At 63.1% G+C, this 22866-nt stretch carries 15 protein-coding genes and 1 pseudogene; all 16 read left to right on the top strand.

The features are described 5' to 3' along the window. Nucleotides 1-33: 33 nt before the first annotated feature. A complete protein-coding gene (locus JWZ97_RS14465) occupies nucleotides 34-2388 on the top strand; it encodes a caspase family protein (protein WP_205430666.1) in 2355 nt (784 codons plus the stop codon). Between the two features lie 28 nt (nucleotides 2389-2416). Next, entirely contained in the window at nucleotides 2417-3847 is a 1431-nt protein-coding gene (gene tagH / locus JWZ97_RS14460; RefSeq protein ID WP_205430664.1) for a type VI secretion system-associated FHA domain protein TagH, read from the top strand. A gap of 16 nt (nucleotides 3848-3863) precedes the next feature. Next, nucleotides 3864-5201: a type VI secretion system baseplate subunit TssK gene (gene tssK / locus JWZ97_RS14455; protein ID WP_205430654.1), complete on the top strand. Its 1338-nt coding sequence runs from the start codon at nucleotides 3864-3866 to the stop codon at nucleotides 5199-5201. 6 nt (nucleotides 5202-5207) lie between these two features. Beyond that, nucleotides 5208-6503, top strand: a complete 1296-nt coding sequence (icmH, locus tag JWZ97_RS14450) for a type IVB secretion system protein IcmH/DotU (RefSeq protein ID WP_205430646.1) — start codon at nucleotides 5208-5210, stop codon at nucleotides 6501-6503. A gap of 7 nt (nucleotides 6504-6510) precedes the next feature. After that, a complete protein-coding gene (gene tssM, locus JWZ97_RS14445) occupies nucleotides 6511-10116 on the top strand; it encodes a type VI secretion system membrane subunit TssM (RefSeq protein WP_205430636.1) in 3606 nt (1201 codons plus the stop codon). Continuing rightward, complete coding sequence (gene tagF / locus JWZ97_RS14440) at nucleotides 10113-11606, top strand: type VI secretion system-associated protein TagF (protein WP_205430625.1); 1494 nt, start codon at nucleotides 10113-10115, stop codon at nucleotides 11604-11606. The genes tssM and tagF overlap by 4 nt, the downstream gene beginning before the upstream one ends. A gap of 321 nt (nucleotides 11607-11927) precedes the next feature. After that, the gene (tssA, locus tag JWZ97_RS14435) at nucleotides 11928-12983 is read left to right on the top strand and encodes a type VI secretion system protein TssA (RefSeq protein ID WP_240342357.1); all 1056 of its coding nucleotides are present in this window, start codon (nucleotides 11928-11930) and stop codon (nucleotides 12981-12983) included. A 42-nt stretch (nucleotides 12984-13025) separates the two neighbouring features. Next, nucleotides 13026-13544 carry a type VI secretion system contractile sheath small subunit gene (tssB, locus tag JWZ97_RS14430; protein WP_205430618.1) on the top strand — a complete coding sequence of 173 codons (519 nt, stop codon included), beginning with the start codon at nucleotides 13026-13028 and terminating at the stop codon, nucleotides 13542-13544. A 3-nt stretch (nucleotides 13545-13547) separates the two neighbouring features. Beyond that, a complete protein-coding gene (gene tssC / locus JWZ97_RS14425; protein ID WP_205430608.1) occupies nucleotides 13548-15035 on the top strand; it encodes a type VI secretion system contractile sheath large subunit in 1488 nt (495 codons plus the stop codon). Nucleotides 15036-15205: 170 nt separating this feature from the next. After that, nucleotides 15206-15685 carry a type VI secretion system tube protein Hcp gene (locus JWZ97_RS14420; protein WP_205430597.1) on the top strand — a complete coding sequence of 160 codons (480 nt, stop codon included), beginning with the start codon at nucleotides 15206-15208 and terminating at the stop codon, nucleotides 15683-15685. A gap of 78 nt (nucleotides 15686-15763) precedes the next feature. Continuing rightward, nucleotides 15764-15910, top strand: a pseudogene (locus JWZ97_RS20370) (virulence protein SciE type); the annotation flags it as partial. Nucleotides 15911-15943: 33 nt separating this feature from the next. Further along, nucleotides 15944-16567: a type VI secretion system accessory protein TagJ gene (locus JWZ97_RS14415; protein ID WP_240342593.1), complete on the top strand. Its 624-nt coding sequence runs from the start codon at nucleotides 15944-15946 to the stop codon at nucleotides 16565-16567. A 2-nt stretch (nucleotides 16568-16569) separates the two neighbouring features. Further along, a complete protein-coding gene (tssE, locus tag JWZ97_RS14410) occupies nucleotides 16570-17073 on the top strand; it encodes a type VI secretion system baseplate subunit TssE (RefSeq protein WP_205430587.1) in 504 nt (167 codons plus the stop codon). Nucleotides 17074-17075: 2 nt separating this feature from the next. Beyond that, the gene (gene tssF / locus JWZ97_RS14405; protein ID WP_205430576.1) at nucleotides 17076-18950 is read left to right on the top strand and encodes a type VI secretion system baseplate subunit TssF; all 1875 of its coding nucleotides are present in this window, start codon (nucleotides 17076-17078) and stop codon (nucleotides 18948-18950) included. Further along, nucleotides 18914-19996 (top strand): type VI secretion system baseplate subunit TssG, encoded by a 1083-nt coding sequence (gene tssG / locus JWZ97_RS14400; RefSeq protein ID WP_205430567.1) that lies wholly within the window; start codon nucleotides 18914-18916, stop codon nucleotides 19994-19996. The genes tssF and tssG overlap by 37 nt, the downstream gene beginning before the upstream one ends. Before the next feature lie 43 nt (nucleotides 19997-20039). Continuing rightward, nucleotides 20040-22790: a type VI secretion system ATPase TssH gene (gene tssH / locus JWZ97_RS14395; RefSeq protein ID WP_205430558.1), complete on the top strand. Its 2751-nt coding sequence runs from the start codon at nucleotides 20040-20042 to the stop codon at nucleotides 22788-22790. Nucleotides 22791-22866 lie beyond the last annotated feature (76 nt).

Here is a 22866-nt window from a genome sequence, read left to right as displayed (position 1 = left end):
GCGTCCATTCCTCCAGCTCGAGGCAGAACCGTCATGCCGAACTATCGATTTCGTCCGCGCGCCCTGGTCGTCGCCGTTTCCGGCGCCTTGCTCGCGGCTTGCGCCGGCAATGTCAGCAAGGAGGACCTGGCCAGGGCGACCGAGGGTTATGTGGTGGAGGACACCAATAAGCTGTTCGTGGTCGATTGCCTCTTGCCCGGCCAGGTGCGCAAGCTGGGCGCGCAGATGACTTATCTCTCGGCGCGCCGGCCCATACGCACCACGGCGGCCGATTGCGAAGTGCGGGGCGGCGAATACGTGGCCTACGACCGCGCCAATTACGCGAGTGCGCTCAAGATTTGGCTGCCCAAGGCCCAGGAGGGTGACGCTTCCGCCCAGCTCTATGTCGGCGAGATCTTCGAAAAAGGCTTGGGTCAGCAGACCGATTACCAGGCCGCCGCACAGTGGTATAAAAAAGCGGCCGATCAGGGCAATTCCCAGGCCCAGCTCAATCTGGGGGCTCTCTACGAAAAAGGCTTGGGCGTCGGCAAGGATCCCGCCGCTGCCCTCAAGTGGTATCGCAAGGCGTCGGGCCTGGAAAACGCCGATCTGCAGTTCACCTCCGCCATCGATGCGACCCGCACCGCTCAGGCCGAGGATCAGTCCGGCGAGATCGCCGCATTGCGCCAGGAAGCCGAACGCAGCCGGCAGGAAGCGGAGCAGTTGCGCGGCCAATTGAGCGGCGCGCGCCAGCAAGTGCTGGAACAGCAGGAGGCCTTGCGCCGGGCGCAGGATGAACTGGAAGAGTCGCGCAAGGCGCTGCAGCGGGAAAAGAGTTCGTCGACCGGCGCGGACGATACCGCCCTGCGGCGCCTCGAAGAACAGTTGCGGCAAAAGGAGGCGAACCTGCGCGCCCAGCAGGCCAAGGTCAGCGAGATGAGCGCATCGCTCAACAAGGAGCGCCAGGCCGTCAGACGCGAGCTGGAAAGCGCGAAGGCCCAGAGCGCCCGCCCGGCCCTCGCGGCGCAAGCGCCGGCCGAGTCCCCGACGGAGGTGGCCCGCAAGCGTCTGGCCGAGGCCGAAAATCAGCTCAACGACAAGATCGATGCCTACCAGAAGCAGTCCGGCGAGTTGACCGAGTGGCTGACTCAGTCGGGCAAGACGGGCGCCGATCCGGCTCAGCTCCGCACCCGCATCGAAGAACGCAAGAAGTCGCTGCAAGCGCAGGCGCGGGAAATCGCCGCCCTCAAGGACAAGGCCGAGCAACAGGAGAGCAAGCTCGCCGATCTGGAAAAACGGGAGCCCACGCTGCTGGCCGGCGGTCCCAATATCGAGATACTCGAACCGGCGGTGACGCTGACCCGCGGCGTGCCCAGCATACGGATCAATCGCGACGACCCACGTCGGGAACTCGTGGGCAAGATCGACGCCCCGGCCGGCCTGAGCTCCCTGCTGATCAACGACAAACCGCAGACCCTGGACGCTTCGGGTGTGTTCCGCGCCGCGCTGGACTTGGGCTCGGCCGATGCGCCGGTCCGCATCGTGGCTATCGACAAGAAGAACAAGCGGGCCGACTTGACGGTCAACCTCGTCGCCGACATGCCGGTACAGGCCGAGGTTTATCCGGGCGGCAAGACAGGCGGCGCGCTCGGCAAGGGCGATGCCGAATTCGGCGAGTTCTACGCCATCGTCATCGGCAACGCCGAATACGGTGCCTTCCCCGCGCTGCGGACCCCCGTCAACGACGCCAAGAGCGTGGACCTGATCCTGCGCGAACGCTATGGCTTCAAGACCAAGCTGCTGATCAACGCCAACCGTCACGCCATCATGACCACGCTGAACGAGTTGAACAAGAAGCTGACGGAACGCGACAATCTACTCATTTATTACGCCGGCCATGGCGAGATCGACAAGGCCACGCAGAACGCTTATTGGCTGCCCACCGACGCGGAAGCGGGCAACCCGGCCAACTGGATATCCAGCCGGAGCATCACGGAATTCCTCAGCATCATGCCGGCCCGGCACATCATGGTGGTGGCGGACTCCTGCTACTCGGGCGCGCTGGCCGGATCGGCCGTCGCCAAACTGCCCGAGGGCATGGACGAAGCCAAGCGGGCCAAATGGCTGAAGGCCATGACCAACCGCAAGGCGCGCACCGTGCTGACCTCCGGCGGCGTGCAGCCGGTCATGGACGAAGGCGGCGGCGATCACTCCGTATTCGCCAAGGCCTTCCTCGCCGTGCTGCGCAGCAACCAGCGGGTGCTGGAGGATTACGACGTGTTCCGCAATGTCGCCAATCAGGTCAGCGGATCGGCCGGCCGCGCGGGCTTTGCCCAATCGCCGCAATATGCGCCGCTGCAGCATGCCGGGCACGAAGGCAGCCCCTTCTTCTTCGTGCCGCAAGGCTGATCCCCTTCGTCGAGACGATACACTCGCCATGCCCCTCACCCTGACGGTCCTCAGCTACAAAGGGCTGCCGCCGCCGGCGGCGCTGTCGGCCCGCTTCGACGGTGAGGGCGGCTCCATCGGCCGCTCGCCCGACAACGGCTTGTCGCTGCCCGACGCGGAAAAATTCATCTCGCGCAAACATGCGGAGATCGTGTTCGAGCGAGGCGTCTATCGCCTGGCCGACACCAGCACGGCCGGCACCTATCTGGCTCGCGAGGACCGGCTTCTGCAGCATGAGTCCGTCGAACTGGCCGACGGCGACCGCTTAAAAATAGGCGAGTACGAACTGCTGGTGAGCCTGCAGCCGGAAGAAGCCGGTGCGCAGGCCTATCCTCCTGCGTTTGGGGAAGCCGGGCGGGGCGAGTTTCCGCAGAGTCCATTCGCCCTGGACGAGCAATATTTCGAGCCCATCGCGATTCCTCCGCTGGAGACCGGCAGCGTGCCCGCGCCGCCGGTTTCCCCGACCTCGCCTTTCGAGTCCAGCTTCCTGGATCAAGCCGACTCGTCGCCTTTCCGCGAGAGCTTCACGCCGCCCGGCCTGGAATCGCCCGCGCCGGCGGAGCTTCCCGATTTCGACCTTGAGGATTTGCTCAAGGATTTCGAGGAAGCGCCGCTTGCCCAGGCGCCGCCTGTTTGGGAGGCTCGGCCCGATGTCCCGCCGGCTCCGTTCCCTCCCCTCGCGGAAGAGTCCGAACCGGCACCGCCCGCTGCGGTCCCGGAACTGCGCTCGGCACCCTTCAGCATACCCACGCCGGGACGTGTCCCGGCGGAAGCGCCAGCGTTGCGGCAGGAGTCGGTGCCGCCGCCTGCCGCGACCGCGGAGGCCGGACCCAGCGGCGGAGACGCGGAGCTGTTCCGGCGCTTCCTGCAGGGCGCGGGCATCGCCGATACGGCGTTCATGGCCGACGAGGATCAAGGCGCCGCCATGGAGACCGTGGGGCAGCTCTTCCGCGACCTGGTGGCAGGCATGATGGTCGTGCTGCGCGCGCGATCCGAGCTGAAGAGCCAGTTCCGCGTGGCGGTGACCACGATCAGGCCGGTGAACAATAATCCGCTCAAGTTCACGGTCAACGTGGAAGAGGCGGTCAAGACGCTGGTCGCCCGTAACCGCCCGGGCTTCATCGATTCGGCCGAGGCCGTGCGAGAAGGCTACGACGACATCATGAACCACCAGTTGGCCATGACGGCCGGCATACAAGCGTCGCTGACGGAAATCGTGAAGCGCTTCGATCCACAACGGTACGAAAAGTCGTACGAAGAAGGCATCGTTTTCCAGAAGAAGGCCAAATGCTGGGATGCCTATTGCAAGGCCTATCCGGAAGAGGTGGCGCAGGCTCTGGAAAATTTCTTCGGCGACGAGTTCGCCGAGGTTTACGAGCAGCAGATGCGCATCCTGCGTTCCCCGCAAAACAAGAACTGAGCCGCAAAGGAGCGACATGTCGGAAAACAACCGAGTGGTCTGGTCCGAGGGCATGTTTCTTCGCCCTCAGCATTTCCAGCAGCACGACCGCTATATCGAAAACCTGGTGACCAGCCGCTGCCGTGGCCTACGTTCCTTCGACTGGGGTTACTCCACGCTCAAGCTCGACCATCGCCAGCTCGCCATCGGCAAGCTGGCCCTCGCCGAATGCCGGGGGGCGTTTCCGGACGGCACGCCCTTTGACCTGCCCGACGACGACGAGCTTCCGCTGCCGCTGGACGTGCCCGAAGACGCCAAGAACCAGGTCGTCTACCTGGCCTTGCCGCAGCGCCGCGCCGAATCGGCGGAGATCGACAGCGAGGCCTATCCCGACAGCCTGGCGCGCTTCCGTCTGGGCGAGCGCGAGGTGCGCGACCACAATGCCGGTGCGGACGGCCGTTACGCCGTGCAGGTTGGCAAGTTGAAGCCGCGGTTGATGCTGGCGCGGCAGGAACGCGCCGGTTATGTCTGCCTGGGCGTGAGCCGGGTCATCGAGGTGCGGGCGGACAAGACCGTGGTGCTGGACGACCGCTATATCCCGCCGGCGCTCAACTGCTTCGGGGCCGGTCTGCTCGGTGCTTTCCTGCGCGAGCTGCACGGCCTGCTGCACACGCGCGGCGAAGCCCTGGCCGGGCGGGTGATAGACGCAGGTCGCGGCGGCGTGGCGGAGGTGGCCGATTTCCTGTTGCTGCAGGCGATCAACCGCTACGAGCCCCTGCTGGAACACCTGTCGGCCACGGCCGCCCTGCACCCGGAAGATTTCTGCCGGCTCGGCCTGCAACTGGCGGGCGAGCTCGCCACCTTCTACAAGCCGGGCAAGCGCCCCGTCAACTTCCCGGCTTACAACCACGACGATTTACAGGCGACCTTCACGCCGCTCATGGAGGAGTTGCGCCAGCTGCTCGGTATGGTGCTGGAACAGAACGCCATCCAGATTCCGCTGAGCAAGCCCAAGTTCGGCGTCTACGCGGCCAAGCGGCCGGACATCCACCTGTTGGACAGCGCGATCTTCGTCCTGGCCGTCAACGCGCAGGTACCGCCGGAAGTGCTGCGCACCCATTTCCCGCCCCAGGTCAAGATCGGCCCGGTGGAAGACATCCAGACCCTGGTGCGCTCGGCCCTGCCCGGCATCTCCATCCATCCCCTGCCCGTGGCGCCTCGGCAGATTCCCTATCACGCCGGTTATTCCTATTTCGAGCTCAACAAGCAGAGCGAGCTGTGGAAGAAGATGTCGGCCTCCGGCGGTTTCGCCATCCATATCGGCGGCAACTTCCCGGAGCTCGAAATGGAATTCTGGGCGATCAAGAAAGGCTAAGACACCGTGAGTCAAGACGATCCATTCGCGCCTTACGGCGACGAAGACAAGACCATCATCCGGCCCATGCCGGGCGGCCGCCGCCGGCCCGATGCCGCGCCTGCGCCGGCCGCACCGCCCATCGGCACGGCGGAACTGGATGCGCAGCGCCTGGCGCTGTTCGGCGAGAACCCCCTGGTTACCGCCGCGCTGTCGCTGCTGTCGCTGAGCGCCCGGCTGCGCAACACGGCCTCCCACGGAGCCATATCCGAGTTGCAGCAGCAACTGGTCAACGAACTGCGGACCTTCGAAAACAAGGTCTTGCAGCAGGGCATACCGCAGGATCAGGTGCGCATCGCCAATTACATCCTCTGCTGCCTGCTGGACGAAACCATACTGAACACGCCCTGGGGCGCGCAAAGCATCTGGGGGCATCAGAGCCTGCTGATCCTCTTCCACAAGGAAGCCTGGGGCGGGGAAAAGTTCTTCCAGATCCTGGCGGGTTTGGTTCGCCAGCCGGCGCAAAACCTTTACCTGCTGGAACTGTTCTACCTCTGCGTCAGCCTGGGCTTCGAGGGCAAGCACCGCATCATGGCGAACGGGCTCAATGCCCTCGAACAGACGCGCATCGAGCTTTATCAACTGATCCAGCGCGTGCGCGGCGATTACGAGCGCGAATTGTCGCCCCGCTGGCAGGGCCTGAAGGACGCGCGCAACGCGCTGATCCGTTACGTGCCGCTATGGGTCGTAGGCGCCGTGGCTGGCGCGCTGCTGATCCTGGTCTATCTGGGTTTCGCCCTGGCGATCAACGGCGCGTCGGATCCCGCTTACAAGGAATTGTTTGCCCTGTCCCGCGCCGAGATCAAAACCGCCGAGCCTTTGCCCCCTCCGCCGCCGCCCGTCGAGAAGCCCGCCCCCGGCCGCGCCGAACGCTTCAAAGTCCTGCTGGCGCCGGAGATCGCCAAGGACTGGGTGGAAGTGATCGACGATCACACCCTGCGCATCCGCAATTCATTCGCCTCGGGCAGCGACCAGGTGAAGAAGGAATTCCTGCCCATGCTGAACAAGATAGGCCAGGAAGTGGCGACCGGGCGCGATGCCGTGCTGGTCACCGGCCATACCGACGACAAGCCCATCGTCTCCGCCCGTTTTCCTTCCAACTGGCACCTGTCCACGGCGCGCGCCAAACACGTGGCCGACATCCTCGTCGCCCTGGGCGCCCAAGTGCGTGCGGAAGGACGGGCCGACGGCGAGCCGCTGGTGCCCAACGATACACCCGAGCATCGCGCCCTGAACCGGCGCGTGGACATACTCATCAGGTAGAGCGCGCGTGAGCCGGATAATCGCTTTTTTCAAGAATCCCTGGGTGATCCAGTTCCTGGGGCTGCTGGCCCTGGCCGCACTGATCTGGTTCGCGGGGCCGCTGATCGCCATCGCCGGAACCGTGCCGCTGGAGTCGGCGCTGGCACGCGGCCTGACCATCGCCTTCGTGGTGGTGGCCTGGGTCATCTACCGTTTGATTCGGCAAATCCAGGCCGGCCGCAAGGACGGCCGCTTGATGAACGAACTGGCCGCCAGCGGCGCGGAAGCCGGCAAGTCGGTCGAGGCGGAGGCCACCGAAGAAGAAGCCGAGACCTTGCAGCGCGGCTTTGCCGAAGCGCTCGAAGTGCTGAAGCAATCGCGCGCCAAGGGGGCGGACGGCAAGCAGTTCCTGTACGAATTGCCCTGGTACGCCATCATCGGGGCGCCGGGCTCCGGCAAGACCACCGCGTTGATCAATTCCGGGCTGAAGTTTCCCCTGGCCGAACGGCTGGGCAAACATGCGGTCCGCGGCGTGAGCGGCACGCGCAACTGCGACTGGTGGTTCACCGACGAAGCGGTGTTGCTGGATACCGCCGGACGTTACACCACTCAGGACAGCCATCAAGCGGTGGATGCGGCGGCCTGGTTGAGCTTCTTGGGATTGATCAAGAAATACCGTCCGCGCCGGCCGCTGAACGGCCTGCTGGTCACGCTGAGCCTGCACGATCTGCTGCTGCAGACCGAAGAGGAGCGAGCACTGCACGCCGCCGCCATCCGCCGGCGGGTGCAGGAGTTGTACGAGGCCCTGGGTGTACGCCTGCCGATCTACCTGCTGTTCACCAAGACCGACCTGGTGGCCGGCTTCACCGATTTCTTCGCCGATTTGTCCCAGGACGAGCGGGCGCAGGTCTGGGGCGAAACCTTCCCGGCCGAAGATCCGGATCGGCCCGCCGATTGCGCACTGTTGTTCGAGACGGCCTACGACGAACTGCTGCAGCGCTTGAACAAGCGCACGTTCAAGCGGGTCCAGGACGAGCGCGACGTGCAACGGCGGGCCCTGATCCTGGATTATCCCCAGCAGATGGGCTTGTTGAAGCCGGCCATGACGGCCTTTCTGCAAGCGGCTTTCGCGGCGAACCGCTACGACCGGCAAGCTTTGCTGCGCGGTGTCTATTTCACCAGCGGCACCCAGGAAGGCACGCCCATAGACCGCGTGATGGGCATCCTGGCCGGCGCATTCCGCCTGGACCGCCAGATCCAGCCGGTGTACAGCGGACGGGGCAAGAGTTTCTTCCTGACGCGGTTGTTGAAGGAGGTGATTTTCGGCGAGGCCGGTCTGGCGGGGATAGACCCGCGGGTCGAGCGGCGTCACCAGCTCATCCAGGTCGGTGCCTACGCCGGCGTCCTGCTGTTCGCGGCGGGCCTGATCGCCTTATGGGCGGTGAGCTATGCGCGCAATCAGGCCGCCATCGCGCGGGTCGAGGAACAGCTCCCGGTCCTGAAGGCTTACCATCTGGGCGCGGCGAACGGTGTGCGGGACGAGGAACAGTGGGGCTCCGCCGCGCGTGCCCGGTTCAAGGTCCTGCTGCCCCGGCTGGATGCTTTGCTCGCCGCTCGCGATGTTTACAAGGATCCGGGCTGGCTGATGGGGTTCGGTCTTTACCAGGGCGATAAGCTGCAGGCCGCGGCCAATCATGCCTACGAGGGCCTGCTCCGAGACTATTTCCGCCCCGCGGTGATCCTGCGCCAGCAGGAGCGCATGCAAGGCGACGAGTCGGCGAGCCCCGAGTTGCTGTATCAGACGCTCAAGGTTTATCTCATGCTGGCGGACCCGCAGCGCCTCGATGCTAAAGTCGTGGCACCCTGGGTCAAGATCGACTGGGAGAAAAGCTATGCCACCGAACCCGATGTACAGGCGCGGCTAAGCACGCACCTCGGCAATCTGCTGCAGCTCGAACTGGAGCCGGCGCCGGTGGATGAAAACTTCGTCGCCGCGGTGCGGGCCAAGCTGACCCAGGTGCCCCAGGTTCTGCAGCTCTACGGCCGCTTCAAGACCGAGGCCCTGGTCGACCATGCCCACGATGTTAAAGTCGCAGAACTGTTGGGGCCCAGCGGAGCCAAGGTGTTCGCCTCGGCCGACGGCAAGGATCTCGCTACGGTCGTGGTGCCGGGCCTGTACAGCGCCTACGGTTACACCGAACTTTTCCTGAAGAAGAGCCTGGGCTATATCCGGGAAGCGGTTGAACAAAATTGGGTGCTGGGCAAGCAGGCCGTGGTCGACCCCGCGGAGATCGGCCGGCTGCACGAGGACTTCAAGAAGCTCTATCTGGGCGACTATCAGAAAGCCTGGAGCGGGCTGTTGAGCAGCCTGAAGCTGCGACCGGCCCAGAGCATCAACCAGACCGTGGAAGTGCTGGACGTGCTCGCGCGTCCGGACACGCCGCTGAGACCGCTGCTGGAGGCCGTGGAGAAAAACACCTCGCTGAGCAAGCTCTCGGCAGCCGCGGCGGACCTGCTCGCCAAGATTCCGGGCAAGCCGGCCGTCGCCCCGGATGAGCAGACGCAGAAGCTCTTGGCCCTGGCGAAGCAGGCGAGCGGATTGGACAGTGGGGCCGGGGTCGATCCGGCCCGCAGCGTGGAAAACTATTTCGAAGGGCTCAACGTCCTGGTGCGCGGCGGCCCCGACAAACCCGCGCCGCTGAACGCCACGCTGGCCACCCTGGGCGCCTTGCACGATTTCGTGCTGCAAATCGGCAGCGCCGCCAGCAGCGGCGACCAGGCTCTGAAAACCGCCGCGAACCGGGTGAGCGGCGCCAGCGCCGACCAGTTGCGCCAGGCGCAGATGGAGTTTTCCCGCCTGCCCGAGCCTCTGAAGACCTGGCTGCAGTCGCTCACCCAGTTCGGCTGGAGCCAGACGCTGTCGGGCGCCAAGGGACAATTGAATGAGATGCTCAAGACCGGCGTGGCCGCGCAGTGCAAGACCGCCTTCGCCGGCCGTTACCCCTTCAACAGGGCGGCCGCGCAGGAAGCGCTGCTGGCCGATTTCACCCAGTTTTTTGCGCCCAACGGGCAAATCGACCAGTTCTTTCAAACCAATCTGAAAACCTTCATCGACACCACCCGCCCGGAATGGCGGCAGTTGCAGATGGACAACCAGTCGCTGGGGCTGTCGCCCGCCGCCATTCGCCAGTTCCAAAACGCGTCCCGCATCCGCGATGCGTTTTTCCCTGGCGGCGGACAGGTTCCGCAAGTCCAGTTCGAGCTGAAACCGCTGGCGCTCGACAACAACGTCGCCACTTTCCGGCTGAGCGTGGAAGGCCAGGAAACCGTCTACCGCCACGGCCCCGAACAGGTGGTCAAGTTCCAGTGGCCGGGGCCCGCGACCAACGCCGGCGTGCGCCTGGTTTTCGAAACCCTGGACGGCCGCCAGCTCAGCCGCTCGAAAGAAGGCCCCTGGGCCTGGTTCCGCGCGCTCGACGAAGCGACGGTGGAAAAAACCGTGTTGCCGGACCGCTTCAATCTGACCTTCCGGCTGGAAACTTACACGGCGCGTTACGAGCTGCGCGCGGGTAGCGTCAACAATCCGTTCAACCTCGCGGAGTTGCAGGCCTTCCGTTGTCCGGAGTCGCTATGACGAGCACGCCCGTAGCGCCGGGCTTTTACGGAAAACTGCCGCTGCTGGGCGATTTCGTCACACGCCGCCTGCCCAGAAGCTTCGTCGCGCCTTGGGATCAATGGTTGCAAAGCGCCATCTCGGTAAGCCGCGAGCAACTCGGCTCGAATTGGCTGGATTTTTATCTGACCAGCCCGATCTGGCGCTTCGCCCTCAGTCCCGGGCTTTGCGGCGACACCGCCTGGGCCGGCATCCTCATGCCCAGCGTCGACCGGGTGGGACGCTATTTTCCGCTGACCCTGGCCGCACCCGTGGAAAATCGCGGCGTGCTGCCGTATTTGTTCGATCCCGCATGTCCCTGGTTCGAGGCGCTGGAGCGCCTGGCGCTTTCCGGGCTGGACGACGGCTTCGTGCTGGATGAATTCGATGCCCGCTTGCAAGCGCTCGCCCTGCCCGAATTCCTGCCGGCCGGCGAGGCTTACGGGGGGAGGCAAGCCAGGGGAGAAGGCCGGGGCAAGCTCGCGTTTCATATCGGCATGGACGATCTGCACGGGCTGGGCGCGGCTTTCATGGGACTGAGCGCGAGCCTGCTGGACAAATTTCTGCCCTTGAACAGTTACTGGGGCACCGCCGGCTCCGATCACATCCCCGCTTCCCTGCTGGTGTGCGAGGGCTTGCCCCCGCTGGACGGCTACTCTGCCTTGATGACGGGGCGCTGGGATCAGCGGGGCTGGGTGTTGAGCAGCCGGCGGGTGGAGCGTCCGGCCGAGTCCGCCCCGGCGCCGGATCCCGTATCGGCGGCGTCGCGTAGCCTGCCGGCCGCGAACGGATCGCAGTGGCGGTCGGACGGGCTCAGCGTGGTGGGCAATCGGCGCAAGATCAACGAAGACGCCCTGCTCCTGCGTCCCGAAGCGGGATTGTGGGTGGTCGCCGATGGCATGGGGGGACATCACGCGGGCGACGTGGCGAGCCAGGCCATCGTGGATGCCCTGGCTGCCTTGCCGCCGGCCGAGACCATCGAAACCTACGTCAGCACCGTCGCGGCCAGCCTGCAGCGGGTAAACGGGGATCTGTGCCGCTTGGCCCGGATGCAGGGCGAGGACCGGATCATAGGCAGCACGGTGGTGGTCTTGCTGGCGCAGGGTCGCCGCTGCGCGTTTCTGTGGGCCGGCGACAGCCGGCTTTACCGGTACCGCGCCGGCAGACTGGAGCAATTGACGCGCGACCATTCCCTGTACGACGAATTGCCCGATCAGATGCACTGCAATGTCATCACCCGCGCCATCGGCGCGGACCAGGAACTGACGCTGGAATCCGGCCGCTTCGAGGCGGAGCCCGGCGACGTGTTCCTGCTCTGCAGCGACGGCCTGGATAAGGAGCTGAGCCAGGCTGATATCGAAGCGATCTTTCGAGAAGACGCCACGCAGGGCATCGCGCAACGCTTGGTGCGGCGTGCGGAAGAGCGGGGCGCACGCGATAACGTCACGGTGGCGATCGCGGAGTACGTGTGACGGACAGGCCGGCCGTAGCAGAGCCCACTCAGCGATGCCATGCAGGACGGGCTCCCAAACAAGCGCTGGGGAGCCAACGGAAACTACGACGGATGGTAAACAAACGATATATCGTCGTCATTTTTACCGGCCCGCGCATTGTCGCCAGCTCGAATCTTCATGGGTGCCACGGCTAAAAGCGAATTAAAACAATGGCGTGGGTAGGATAACGAGCAAGGACTCAAAGGCTGGCACAAGAATTGACCAATGATTGATGACCCGTGGAAAACGGTGAGCCAGCCAGTGAATTTTCCACCAAGCATTTACAAGCAGGAGTAGGTTTTGGGCATCTTAGACATTGCAAGCTTGCTGCAGGACATCTCGCCCGATGCGCCGAGCGGCGACAATCTGGAATACGACGCGGCTTTCATCGCGCTCGAACAGAAGGCCAAGGGTACGCCGGAGCAGCAGATCGGCAACCGCATCGAGCCGGCCCAGCCGCCGAATTGGCGGGAGGTGCAGAAGGAGTCCGAGGCCTTGCTGCGGCGCACGCGCGATTTGCGCCCCATGCTCGACCTCATACGCGCGCTGCTGCATCAGCATGGCTTGTCCGGCCTGCGGGACGGACTGGATTTGCTGCGGGGGTCGGTCGTGGACTTCTGGGAGACCCTGCATCCCCAGCTCGATCCCGACGACGACAACGATCCGACTCAGCGCGTCAATCTGCTCATGTCCTTGTGCGACTTCGAGTCGGTGTTGCGTCCGCTCGCCTCCGTTCCCATCGTCGAGTCGCGCGCGATAGGCCGCTATTCGCTGCGGGATGTGCAGATCGCCACGGGTAAGTTGCCCGCGCCGACCGACGGTAGCGAAGAGCCCAAGTTGGCCAACATCGAAGCCGCGTTTCTCGAAACCGGGATCGAATCGCTGCGGGCTGCCGAGGGCGATCTGGGCAGCATGCTTGCGAGCCTGGAACTCATCGAGGCCTACGTCACCGATCGGGTTGGCATCGGCAACGCTCCGAGCTTTGCGCCTTTGGCTGCTTCGCTCAAGGAGATCCGGCAGATATTTCGGGAACAATTGTCGGCCCGGGGTGACGATGCGGAAAGCATCGCCACGGCCGAAGCCGGCGTGGAGGAGGCGCCCGCGGCCGTCGAGGCTAAAGCCAAAGCCGGGAAGCTGGATGCGATCAACGACAGGCAGGATGTGATCCGCGCACTGAATCTGATCTGCGACTACTATTCCAAGTTCGAACCGTCCAGCCCGATACCCCTGTTCTTGCAACGGGCCAAGCGGCTGGTGCAAAAGGATTTCGTGGAGATCCTGAAGGATCTGGCGCCGGACGGGCTGTCGCAGATCGCTGTGATCAAAGGCCCGGATGCCGACGATACGAACAAATAAGGCAAGCGTTTTACGTGGTTAATTCTTTAGGAGGGCAATAACGTGGCGGAAAGCAGTCAAAAATTCATCGCCCGCAATCGGGCGCCCCGGGTGCAGATCGAATACGATCTGGAGCTTTATGGCGCGGAAAAAAAGGTTCAGCTTCCCTTCGTGATGGGCGTGCTGGCCGATCTTTCCGGCAAACCGGCGGAACCTCTGGCACCGGTGACCGACCGGAAATTGCTGGAGATCGACGTCGACAATTTCGACGAGAGGCTGAAGGCCATGAAGCCTCGAGTGTCCTTTCAAGTACCCAATACGCTGAGTGGCGAGGGTAACCTGAATGTCGACATCACCTTCGAAAGCATGGACGACTTTTCACCCGCGGCGGTGGCGCGCAAGGTGGATGGCCTGCGCCAGTTGCTGGAGGCACGTACCCAGCTCGCCAACCTGATCACTTACATGGACGGCAAGACCGGAGCGGAACAGTTGATCGCCAACGTCATCAAGGATCCGGCCCTGTTGCAGTCGCTCGCCTCGGCTCCGAAGCCCGAAGACGTTGCGAAGGGGAGTGAGGAATAAGCCATGGCCGAACTGGAAACGCAAAAACAGGCGGAAGGCGCCACCCTCGAAGTTTCGGAGTTCTCCTCCCTGCTCAACAAGGAGTTCAAACCGAAATCCGACCGTGCCAAGGAGGCTGTCGAAACCGCGGTCACAACGCTGGCCGAATTCGTGCTCAAGGATGTATCTCTGGTTTCGGAGGATGCGGTCAAGACGATAGAGGCGATCATCGCCGAAATCGACGCCAGGCTGACCCGACAGGTCAACCAGATCCTGCACCACGAGGAGTTTCAGAAGCTGGAAGGCGCCTGGCGAGGACTGCACCACCTGGTGAACAACACCGAAACCGACGAGATGCTCAAGATCCGCGTCATGAACATCTCCAAGCAGGAGCTGGGCAAGACTCTGAAGAAATTCAAGGGTACTTCCTGGGATCAAAGTCCGCTGTTCAAGAAGCTGTATGAGGAAGAATACGGCCAGTTCGGCGGCGAGCCTTTCGGCTGCCTGGTGGGGGATTACCACTTCGACCACTCGCCTCCGGATGTGGAACTGCTGTCGCAGATCGCCCAGATCTCGGCGGCCTCGCACGCGCCCTTCATTTCCGGCGTCGCGCCGTCTGCGCTGGGTATGGAGTCCTGGAGCGAACTGGCGAATCCGCGCGACCTGACCAAGATATTCTCCACACCGGACTACGCGGCCTGGCGGTCCCTGAGGGAGTCGGACGATTCGCGCTACCTCGGCCTGGCCATGCCGCGTTTCCTCTCGCGCCTGCCCTACGGTTCCAAGACCAGCCCGGTGGAGGAGTTCGATTTCGAGGAGGAAACCGAAGGCGCCGACAGCAGCAAATACACCTGGGCCAACGCGGCGTATGCCATGGCGACCAACATCAACCGCTCGTTCAAGCTCTACGGCTGGTGTTCGAACATTCGCGGCATCGAGTCGGGCGGGGCGGTGGAAGGCTTGCCCGTGCACTCCTTCCCCACCGACGACGGCGGCGTGGACATGAAGTGCCCGACGGAAATCGCCATCAGCGACCGGCGCGAGGCCGAGTTGGCCAAGTCCGGCTTCATGCCTTTGATACACAAGAAAAACTCGGATTTCGCCGCGTTTATCGGCGCGCAATCCTTGCAGAAGCCGGCCGAATACGACGATCCGGATGCGACCGCGAACGCCAACCTGGCGGCCCGGCTGCCGTATCTGTTCGCCACCTGCCGGTTCGCCCACTATTTGAAGTGTATCGTCCGCGACAAGATCGGATCCTTCAAGGAAAGGGACGACATGGAGGTTTGGCTGAATCGCTGGATCAGTAAGTACGTTCTGCAGAACCCTGCAAGAGCCACGGAAGAGGATAAGGCGCGCTATCCGTTGTCCGCCGCGGAAGTGGTGGTCGAAGAGGTCGAGGGCAACCCAGGATATTACAACTCCAAGTTTTTTCTGCGGCCCCATTACCAACTGGAAGGTTTGACCGTCTCTTTGCGTTTGACTTCCAAATTGCCATCACAAAAGAAGTAGCCGTACGAAACAAGGGTTGTGATTGGCGCATTGCAGCTTGGGCCGTAAGGATATGAGCTCAGGAATCTTCCGAGATTCTGGCAGAGGGATGCGCCTGTCTCGTCGTCGAGGAATACGAAAGTATTCCGATTTTTTACTTAACGCGTCATACAAAAAAGCAGGAGTTCAAAATGGCCATTTTTTTGAAATTCGAACCGGAAATTAAAGGTGGTGTTACGTATGAGGGCCACAAAGATTGGATCTCAATTAGCTCGGTGCAATTCGGCGTGGGCCGGGGAATCGGATCTCCAGAACCTGGCTCGCAGGATCGACAGGCCAGTCATCCATCGATTTCAGAGCTAGTGTTCACCAAATCCATGGATATTGCTTCCAACCAATTGTTCTTCGAAGCCGTTAATGGTACGGGCTCCAAGGTAACGATAGATTTCGTCGAGACGATTAAGGAAAAAGACGAGATTTTTTACCAAATCGTCCTGGAAAATGCTTTGATCAGCGGGTATAGCGTCAGCAGCGGCGGAGACAGGCCCTCGGAATCTTTATCGCTGAACTTCACCAAGATCACGGTCAACTACAACGCGTTCAAGGACGGCAAGGCCGTGGTGGAAGGACAGGCGAAGTCTTGGAATCTGCTCACCAATAGAGCCAGCTAGTTATCGGAAATTCGTAGCGCGGGCGGCTCGGCCGCCCGTCTTCGCGCGTTTTATTCGTCCCCACATTGAGAGTACTTAATGCCAAACGTTGCGGAACACTCATTGCTCGATGGTGACCTGGAGCAAGCACTTGCGAACCTTCAGCAAATGGTGCGAGTAGAACCGGCCCACTCGAAGTTGCGGATCTTCCTGTTCCAATTGCTATCAGTCTTGGGCGATTGGTCTCGAGCTCTCAATCAGCTTAACGTTTTGGCCGAAATGGATGTCGACACGCTCGCTATGGTCCAAGCCTACCGGGAAACCTTGCGTTGCGAGGCCTTGCGCGCCGACGTATTTGCGGGACAACGTCTCCCCTTGCTGTTCGGTGATCCCGAGCAATGGTCCGCCTTGCAATTTGAAGCTTTGCGTCTCGATATACAGGGTCGCCATGCGGAAGCACGGGCGCTCCTTCAACAAGTTTTCGATCTGGCGCCGGCGACCGCCGGCCGCATCGACGGCCAGCCTTTCAGCTGGATAGCCGACGCCGATACCCGTTTGGGTCCGGTATTGGAGGCCATCGTCAAGGGCAAATATTATTGGATACCCTTTCATCGCATATCGGCGATCAAGATTACCCCGCCCGCGGATCTGCGCGATCTCGTGTGGCTGCCCGCCCATTTCGTGTGGAGCAACGGCGGAGAGTCCTTCGGCTTCATTCCCAGCCGCTATCCGGCGTCCGAGTCCTCCCCGGACAACGCCATCCGTCTGGCGCGTAAGACCGAATGGACGGAACTCGCGGAAGGTCATTACCGCGGCTCGGGCCAGCGCATGCTCACCACCGACCAGGGGGACCATGCCTTGCTGGACATCCGCGAAATCGAACTGGATACGGCGCAGGCCTGAGCATGGCGGAGCTGACGCAAAAGGAGCGATTGCAGCCCTCCCTGCTGGACCGCCTGACGGACGATGAGCCCGGCAAACAGCAGGAGTCCCGCGACCAGCGGGTCTTGTCCATGCGCAGGCTGCGCGCGTCGGTACTGCGTGATCTGGCCTGGCTGCTCAATTCCCGCTCGCTGGACAGCGCCGAAAACCTGGACCATTACCCCCAGGTCGCCCGCTCGGTCGTCAATTTCGGCATCAAGGATTTGTCCGGCGTCACGGCTTCAGGCGCGAACATGGCCGCGCTGGAAAGGCGATTGAAGCAAGCCATCCTGAATTTCGAACCGCGCATCATGCCGAACTCGCTGCGCGTTCAGGCCGTGAGCTCGGACGAAAAGATGAGCGTCCGCACCCTGAGTTTCAACATCGAAGGCTATCTCTGGGCCCAACCCTTGCCCGTGCATCTCTATATCCGGACGGAATTCGATGTCCAGACCGGGGATGCCGACGTGCGTGAACTGAACGGCTGATCATGGACCCGCGCCTGCTTTCCTACTACAACCGCGAATTGCAGCATCTGCGCGAGGTTGGTGCGGAATTCGCCAAGGAGTTCCCCAAGGTGGCCGGGCGCATTGGGCTGGACGAGTTCGAATGCGCGGACCCTTATGTCGAGCGCCTGCTGGAAGGCTTCGCCTTCCTGGCGGCGCGAGTCCAGCTCAAGGTGGACGCGGAGTTCCCAAATTTCACCCAGCACTTGCTGGAAATCGTCTATCCCCATTATCTCGCTCAAACGCCGTCCATGGCGGTGGCGCAATTCCAGCCGGACCTGAAGGAGGGCGCCCTGGCGCAAGGCTTCAAGCTGCCGCGCGGCACCACCTTGCGCAGCCAGATCGCCAAAGGCGAGCAGACCGCCTGCGAATACCGCACCGCGCATGACCTTACCCTGTTGCCGCTGCAATTGAGCGAGGCGGAATATCTTGCCAATCCCAGTGCGGTCGCCAATCTCGGCGTGCCCAGCCTACCGGGCTTGAAATCGGGCTTGCGCCTGCGCATCAAAACCAGTGCCGGCCTTCGTTTCAATCAGCTCGCCCTGTCCTCGTTGCCGTTGTTCCTGCGCGGTACCGGAGAGTTGCCCGTGCGGCTGTACGAGCAGCTGATCGCCCACGGCTACGCCCTGGCGATCAAGCCGGTTGCGAGCGACGACCCCTGGGTGGAAATCGTCAGGCAACCGGGCCGGCGGATGGGTTTCGACGACGGGGAGGCCCTGCTACCCGTGGGACCCCGCTCCTTCCAGGGTTATCGGCTATTGCACGAATACTTCGCCTTTCCGGAGCGCTTCCTGTTCGTCGAATTGCAGGGCCTGGATGCGGCCGTGCGGCGGTGCCGGGATACGGAGCTCGATTTGATCGTCATGTTCGACAACAGCCACCCGGGACTGGTCAACGCGGTCGACGCCAATCAGTTCGCCCTGTTTTGCTCCCCCATCATCAATTTGTTTCCCAAGCGCTGCGACCGCATCCATTTGAACCGGGCGGATTCCGAGTACCACATCGTGCCGGATCGCACGCGCCCCATGGATTTCGAGGCCTATTCGATCGTCGAGGCGACGGGCTACGGGAGTACGCAAGGCCAGGAGCAGGGCTTTCTGCCTTTTTACGGCTCCAAGACCGGCTACAGCCGGGCCGATGAAACCGGCTACTACATGGTCCGCAGGCGGAAGCGGCTGCTGTCCTCCAAGCAGAGGCGGGAGGGGCAGCGCTCCTCCTATGTCGGCAGCGAAGTCTATTTGTCGCTGGTGGACGCAAATCAGGCGCCCTATGGCAGCGATCTGAAGCAGCTCGGGCTGCAAACCTGGTGCACTAATCGCGATCTCCCTCTCGTCATGCCCGTGGGTGTGGGCACTACGGACTTCACCCTGGAGGTCGGTGCACCGGTGCAGGCCATACGCTGCCTCGCGGGACCGACCAAACCGGCGCCGTCCAGAGCGGACGGTGGTTTCGCCTGGCGCTTGATCAGCCACTTGTCGCTGAACTATTTGTCCCTGGCCGACAGCGATGCCAAGAGCGGGGCCGCCGCGCTGCGCGAGCTGCTGACGATTTATGGCGAGCGTAACGATGTGAGCCTGCGCAAGCAGATCGAGGGGGTCTTGTCCTGCCAGGCGCGCAACGTGGTCAGACGGATAGACGCCGCCGGTCCCATCGTTTTCGGGCGCGGCCTGGAGATCACTGTCACGTTCGACGAATCATCTTTCGAGGGCAGCGGCGTCTTTCTCATCGGCGCGGTGCTGGAGCAGTTTTTCGCGCGCTATGCGTCCATCAATTCGTTCACGGAAACGGTCATACGGAGCAGCGACCGTGGGGAGATCATGAAATGGCCGATCAGGGTCGGACAGCGCCCCACGATTTGATCGAGGCCTTGCGCGAACAGCCGCAACGCTACGATTTCTTTCAGGCCTTGCGCCTGATCGAATGCCAATTTCCGGATAAGCCGCGCTTGGGCACCTCCTTGCGGGCGAGCGAAGATCCCATCAGGCTGGCGCAGCTCCCCGAGCTGGATTTCGCTCCCTCCACCCTGGCGGCCGTCGAGCCTGCTTTGGCCGGTATCCGCCCGGAGCGGCTGGCCGTGCGCTTCCTGGGGCTGTTCGGGCCGAACGGTCCCTTGCCCCTGCATCTGACGGAATACGCCAACGACCGTATTCGGCACCACCAGGACCTCACCCTGGCGCGGTTCGCGGACATTTTTCACCACCGCATGCTGTCGCTTTTCTTTCGCGCCTGGGCCAACGCCCGGCCTACGGTCAGCCATGATCGTCCCGCGTCCGATGTCTACGCCGGCTATGTGGCGTCGCTATTCGGTCTGGGACTGGACAGCCTGCGCGATCGCGACGCCCTGCCCGATTTGGCCAAGCTCCATTACGCCGGCCTGCTGGCGAGCCAAACCAAGAACGCCGAGGGGCTCGAAGCCATCGTCGCGGGTTTTCTCGGCTTCGAGGTGCGGGTGGACGAGTTCGTCGGCGAATGGATGGAGATCGCGCCGCAGGATCAGACGCGGCTGGGTGGGGGCGCGGCCAACGGCGCCCTGGGAAGGTCCACGGTGGCCGGCCGATTCGTCTGGAGCCGCCAGTACAAGTTTCGCATCGTGCTGGGGCCGTTGAGCCTGGACCAATACATCGCGATGTTGCCCGGCGGCCGGCGCTTGGCGGAACTGGTGGCCATCGTGCGCAACTACATCGGCGACGAACTGAGCTGGGACGTCAATCCGATACTGCGCCGCGCGGAAGTGCCGGCCATGAGTCTGAACGGCGCAAGCCGGCTGGGCTGGACCAGCTGGTTGGGTGCGAGCCCGAGCGCCTCCGACGCCGCCGACCTGATGCTCAATCCTTTTTTCGCTATGCCGGCCGATAGACACGACGCGCTCCTGGCCGGGGCGGGCGCGACCCAAGGCACCCGGTAGCCGTTAAAACCCACCCTAGACCTTTGCAGAGAGAAACCAGCGTATGACCGAAATCAACCGGGCCAATTTGTTCGGCAAGCTCAACCGGGTTTGTTACAAAGCCATCGAGGGTGCGACGGTATTCTGCAAGCTGCGCGGCAACCCTTATGTGGAACTGGTGCATTGGCTGCACCAGATCCTCCAGCTTCAGGATTCCGATCTGCACCGCATCATCAAGCAGTTCAACATCGATCCCGGCCGCCTGGTAAAGGATTTCACGGACGCCTTGGACCGTCTGCCACGCGGCTCCACCTCGATCTCCGACCTTTCCTCCCACGTGGAAGATGCCGTGGAGCGGGGCTGGGTGTACGGCACCCTGATGTTCGGCGAAAGCCAGGTGCGCAGCGCGCATCTCATCGTCGGCATCGCTAAGACCAAGGAATTGCGCAACCAGTTGCTGGCCATCTCGCATGAGTTCGACAAGATCAAGACGGACATCTTGACCGACCGCTACGCCGAGGTCGTCGCCGGCTCGCCGGAGGAAGGGCTGGGCGCCAGCGATGGCTTCCGAGTGGGGGGTGGCGCGGTGCCGGGCGAGGCCAGCGGGGCGATCAGTCCGGCGGCCCTGGGCAAGCAGGAAGCGCTCAAGCAATTCACCGTCGACCTGACCGAACAGGCCCGTGCCGGCAAGATGGATCCCATCGTCGGCCGCGACGAGGAGATCCGCCAGGTCATCGACATCCTGATGCGGCGGCGGCAGAACAATCCCATCCTCACCGGCGAGGCGGGCGTGGGCAAGACCGCCGTGGTGGAAGGCTTCGCCCAGAAGATCGTCGCCGGCGACGTCCCGCCCCCGTTGCTGGATGTGACCCTGCGCACCCTGGACGTGGGCCTGCTGCAGGCCGGCGCCAGCATGAAGGGCGAGTTCGAGAACCGGCTGCGCTCGGTGATCGAGGAGGTCCAGGCTTCGCCCAAGCCCATCATTTTGTTCATCGACGAAGCCCACACCCTGGTCGGCGCCGGCGGTGCGGCCGGCACGGGCGACGCCGCCAATCTGCTGAAGCCGGCGCTGGCGCGCGGCACCCTCCGTACCGTGGCTGCCACCACCTGGGCGGAATACAAGAAGCATATCGAAAAAGACCCTGCGCTCACCCGCCGTTTCCAGGTCGTGCAGGTGCAGGAACCCAGCGAGACGAAAGCGATCCTGATGATGCGCGGCGTAGCCTCGGTGATGGAAAAGCACCACAAGGTCCAGGTGTTGGACGAGGCACTGGAAGCGGCGGTCAAGCTGTCGCATCGCTACATCCCCGCCAGACAGCTACCGGACAAGGCGGTTAGCCTGCTGGACACCGCGAGCGCCCGGGTCGCCATCTCCCAGTACGCGGTGCCGGCCGAGGTGGACGACAGCCGCAAGCGCATCGACGCCCTCAACACCGAACTGGCCATCATAGGCCGGGAAAAAGCGGTGGGCATAGACACGGCTGAACGCGAAGCCCAGGCCAACGAAAAGCTGGCGGACGAACACGCCAGGCTGGCGCAACTGGAGGAACGCTGGAACAGCGAGAAGGCGCTGGTGGAGCAGGTGCTGGATCTGCGCGCCAAGCTCAGAGCGGGCGGCAAGCCGGTCGATACGACCGAACCGCAAGCTTCTTCCGCTGACATCCCCTCCCCCTCGCAGGGGGAGGGTCAGGGAGGGGGTGAGGCTGCTCCAGTTAGTAGGGAGGCCGACCACGCAACCCTGCTGGCCGAGCTCAAAACGCTGCAAGCCCAGTTGCACGAATTGCAGGGCGAAAATCCCCTGATCCTGCCTTCGGTCGACCACCAGGCCGTGGCCTCCGTGGTGCAGGACTGGACCGGCATACCCGTAGGCCGCATGGTTAAGAACGAGATCGAAACCGTGCTCAAGCTGGCGGATCTGCTGGAACAGCGCATCATCGGCCAGCGCCACGCGCTGGAAATGATCGCCCGGCGCATCCAGACCGCCCGCGCCGGCCTGGATAATCCCAACAAGCCCATAGGCGTGTTCATGCTGGCCGGCACTTCCGGCGTCGGCAAGACCGAAACGGCGCTGGCGCTGGCCGAGGTCCTCTACGGCGGTGAGCAGAACGTCATCACCATCAACATGAGCGAATACCAGGAGGCGCACACCGTCTCCACCCTCAAGGGCGCACCGCCCGGCTACGTCGGCTACGGCGAGGGCGGCGTGCTGACCGAGGCGGTGCGCCGCCGTCCCTACAGCGTGGTGCTGCTGGACGAGGTGGAAAAAGCCCATCCGGATGTGCACGAAATCTTCTTCCAGGTCTTCGACAAGGGCTGGATGGAAGACGGCGAGGGCCGGGTGATCGACTTCAAGAACACCCTCATCCTGCTCACCACCAACGCCGGCACCGAGCTCATCGCCAATCTTTGCCGCGATCCCGAGCTAATGCCCGAGCCCGAAGGCATCGCCAAGGCCTTGCGCGAGCCGCTCCTGAAAGTGTTTCCGCCGGCCCTGCTCGGCCGCCTGGTGGTGATCCCTTATTACCCCTTGAGCGACGAGATGATAGGCGCCATTGCCCGCCTGCAGCTCGGCCGCATCAAGAAGCGTATCGAGGAGGCTCACAAGGTTCCGTTCAGCTACGACGACGAGGTCATCAAACTCATCGCCAGCCGCTGCACAGAGTTGGAAAGCGGCGGCCGCATGATAGACGCAATACTGACCAATACCGTATTGCCTAAGATCAGCGAGGAATTTTTGGTCCGCATAATGGAAGGCAAAACCATAGGGCGGGTGCATGTCGGCGTGGGCGGCGGCGAGTTTGTCTATGAGTTTTGAGGGGTGAGCCGCCGCTAATATCCGGTTTTGGATTTGTGAGGTGCATGCGCTCAACGGTTGCGTAGCGTTGGGCTTG

The sequence above is a fragment of the Methylococcus sp. EFPC2 genome, assembly GCF_016925495.1.
Lineage (GTDB): Bacteria > Pseudomonadota > Gammaproteobacteria > Methylococcales > Methylococcaceae > EFPC2.
Note: the sequence above shows the minus strand (reverse complement) of the source record. Positions and strands in the feature narration are given on the sequence as shown.

Coding starts and splice junctions, on each gene's coding strand:
- JWZ97_RS14465 (WP_205430666.1), top strand. CDS start 34: ATGCCGAACTATCGATTTCGTCCGCGCGCCCTGGTCGTCGCCGTTTCC.
- tagH (WP_205430664.1), top strand. CDS start 2,417: ATGCCCCTCACCCTGACGGTCCTCAGCTACAAAGGGCTGCCGCCGCCG.
- tssK (WP_205430654.1), top strand. CDS start 3,864: ATGTCGGAAAACAACCGAGTGGTCTGGTCCGAGGGCATGTTTCTTCGC.
- tagF (WP_205430625.1), top strand. CDS start 10,113: ATGACGAGCACGCCCGTAGCGCCGGGCTTTTACGGAAAACTGCCGCTG.
- tssC (WP_205430608.1), top strand. CDS start 13,548: ATGGCCGAACTGGAAACGCAAAAACAGGCGGAAGGCGCCACCCTCGAA.
- JWZ97_RS14420 (WP_205430597.1), top strand. CDS start 15,206: ATGGCCATTTTTTTGAAATTCGAACCGGAAATTAAAGGTGGTGTTACG.
- JWZ97_RS14415 (WP_240342593.1), top strand. CDS start 15,944: ATGGATGTCGACACGCTCGCTATGGTCCAAGCCTACCGGGAAACCTTG.
- tssE (WP_205430587.1), top strand. CDS start 16,570: ATGGCGGAGCTGACGCAAAAGGAGCGATTGCAGCCCTCCCTGCTGGAC.
- tssF (WP_205430576.1), top strand. CDS start 17,076: ATGGACCCGCGCCTGCTTTCCTACTACAACCGCGAATTGCAGCATCTG.
- tssG (WP_205430567.1), top strand. CDS start 18,914: ATGGCCGATCAGGGTCGGACAGCGCCCCACGATTTGATCGAGGCCTTG.
- tssH (WP_205430558.1), top strand. CDS start 20,040: ATGACCGAAATCAACCGGGCCAATTTGTTCGGCAAGCTCAACCGGGTT.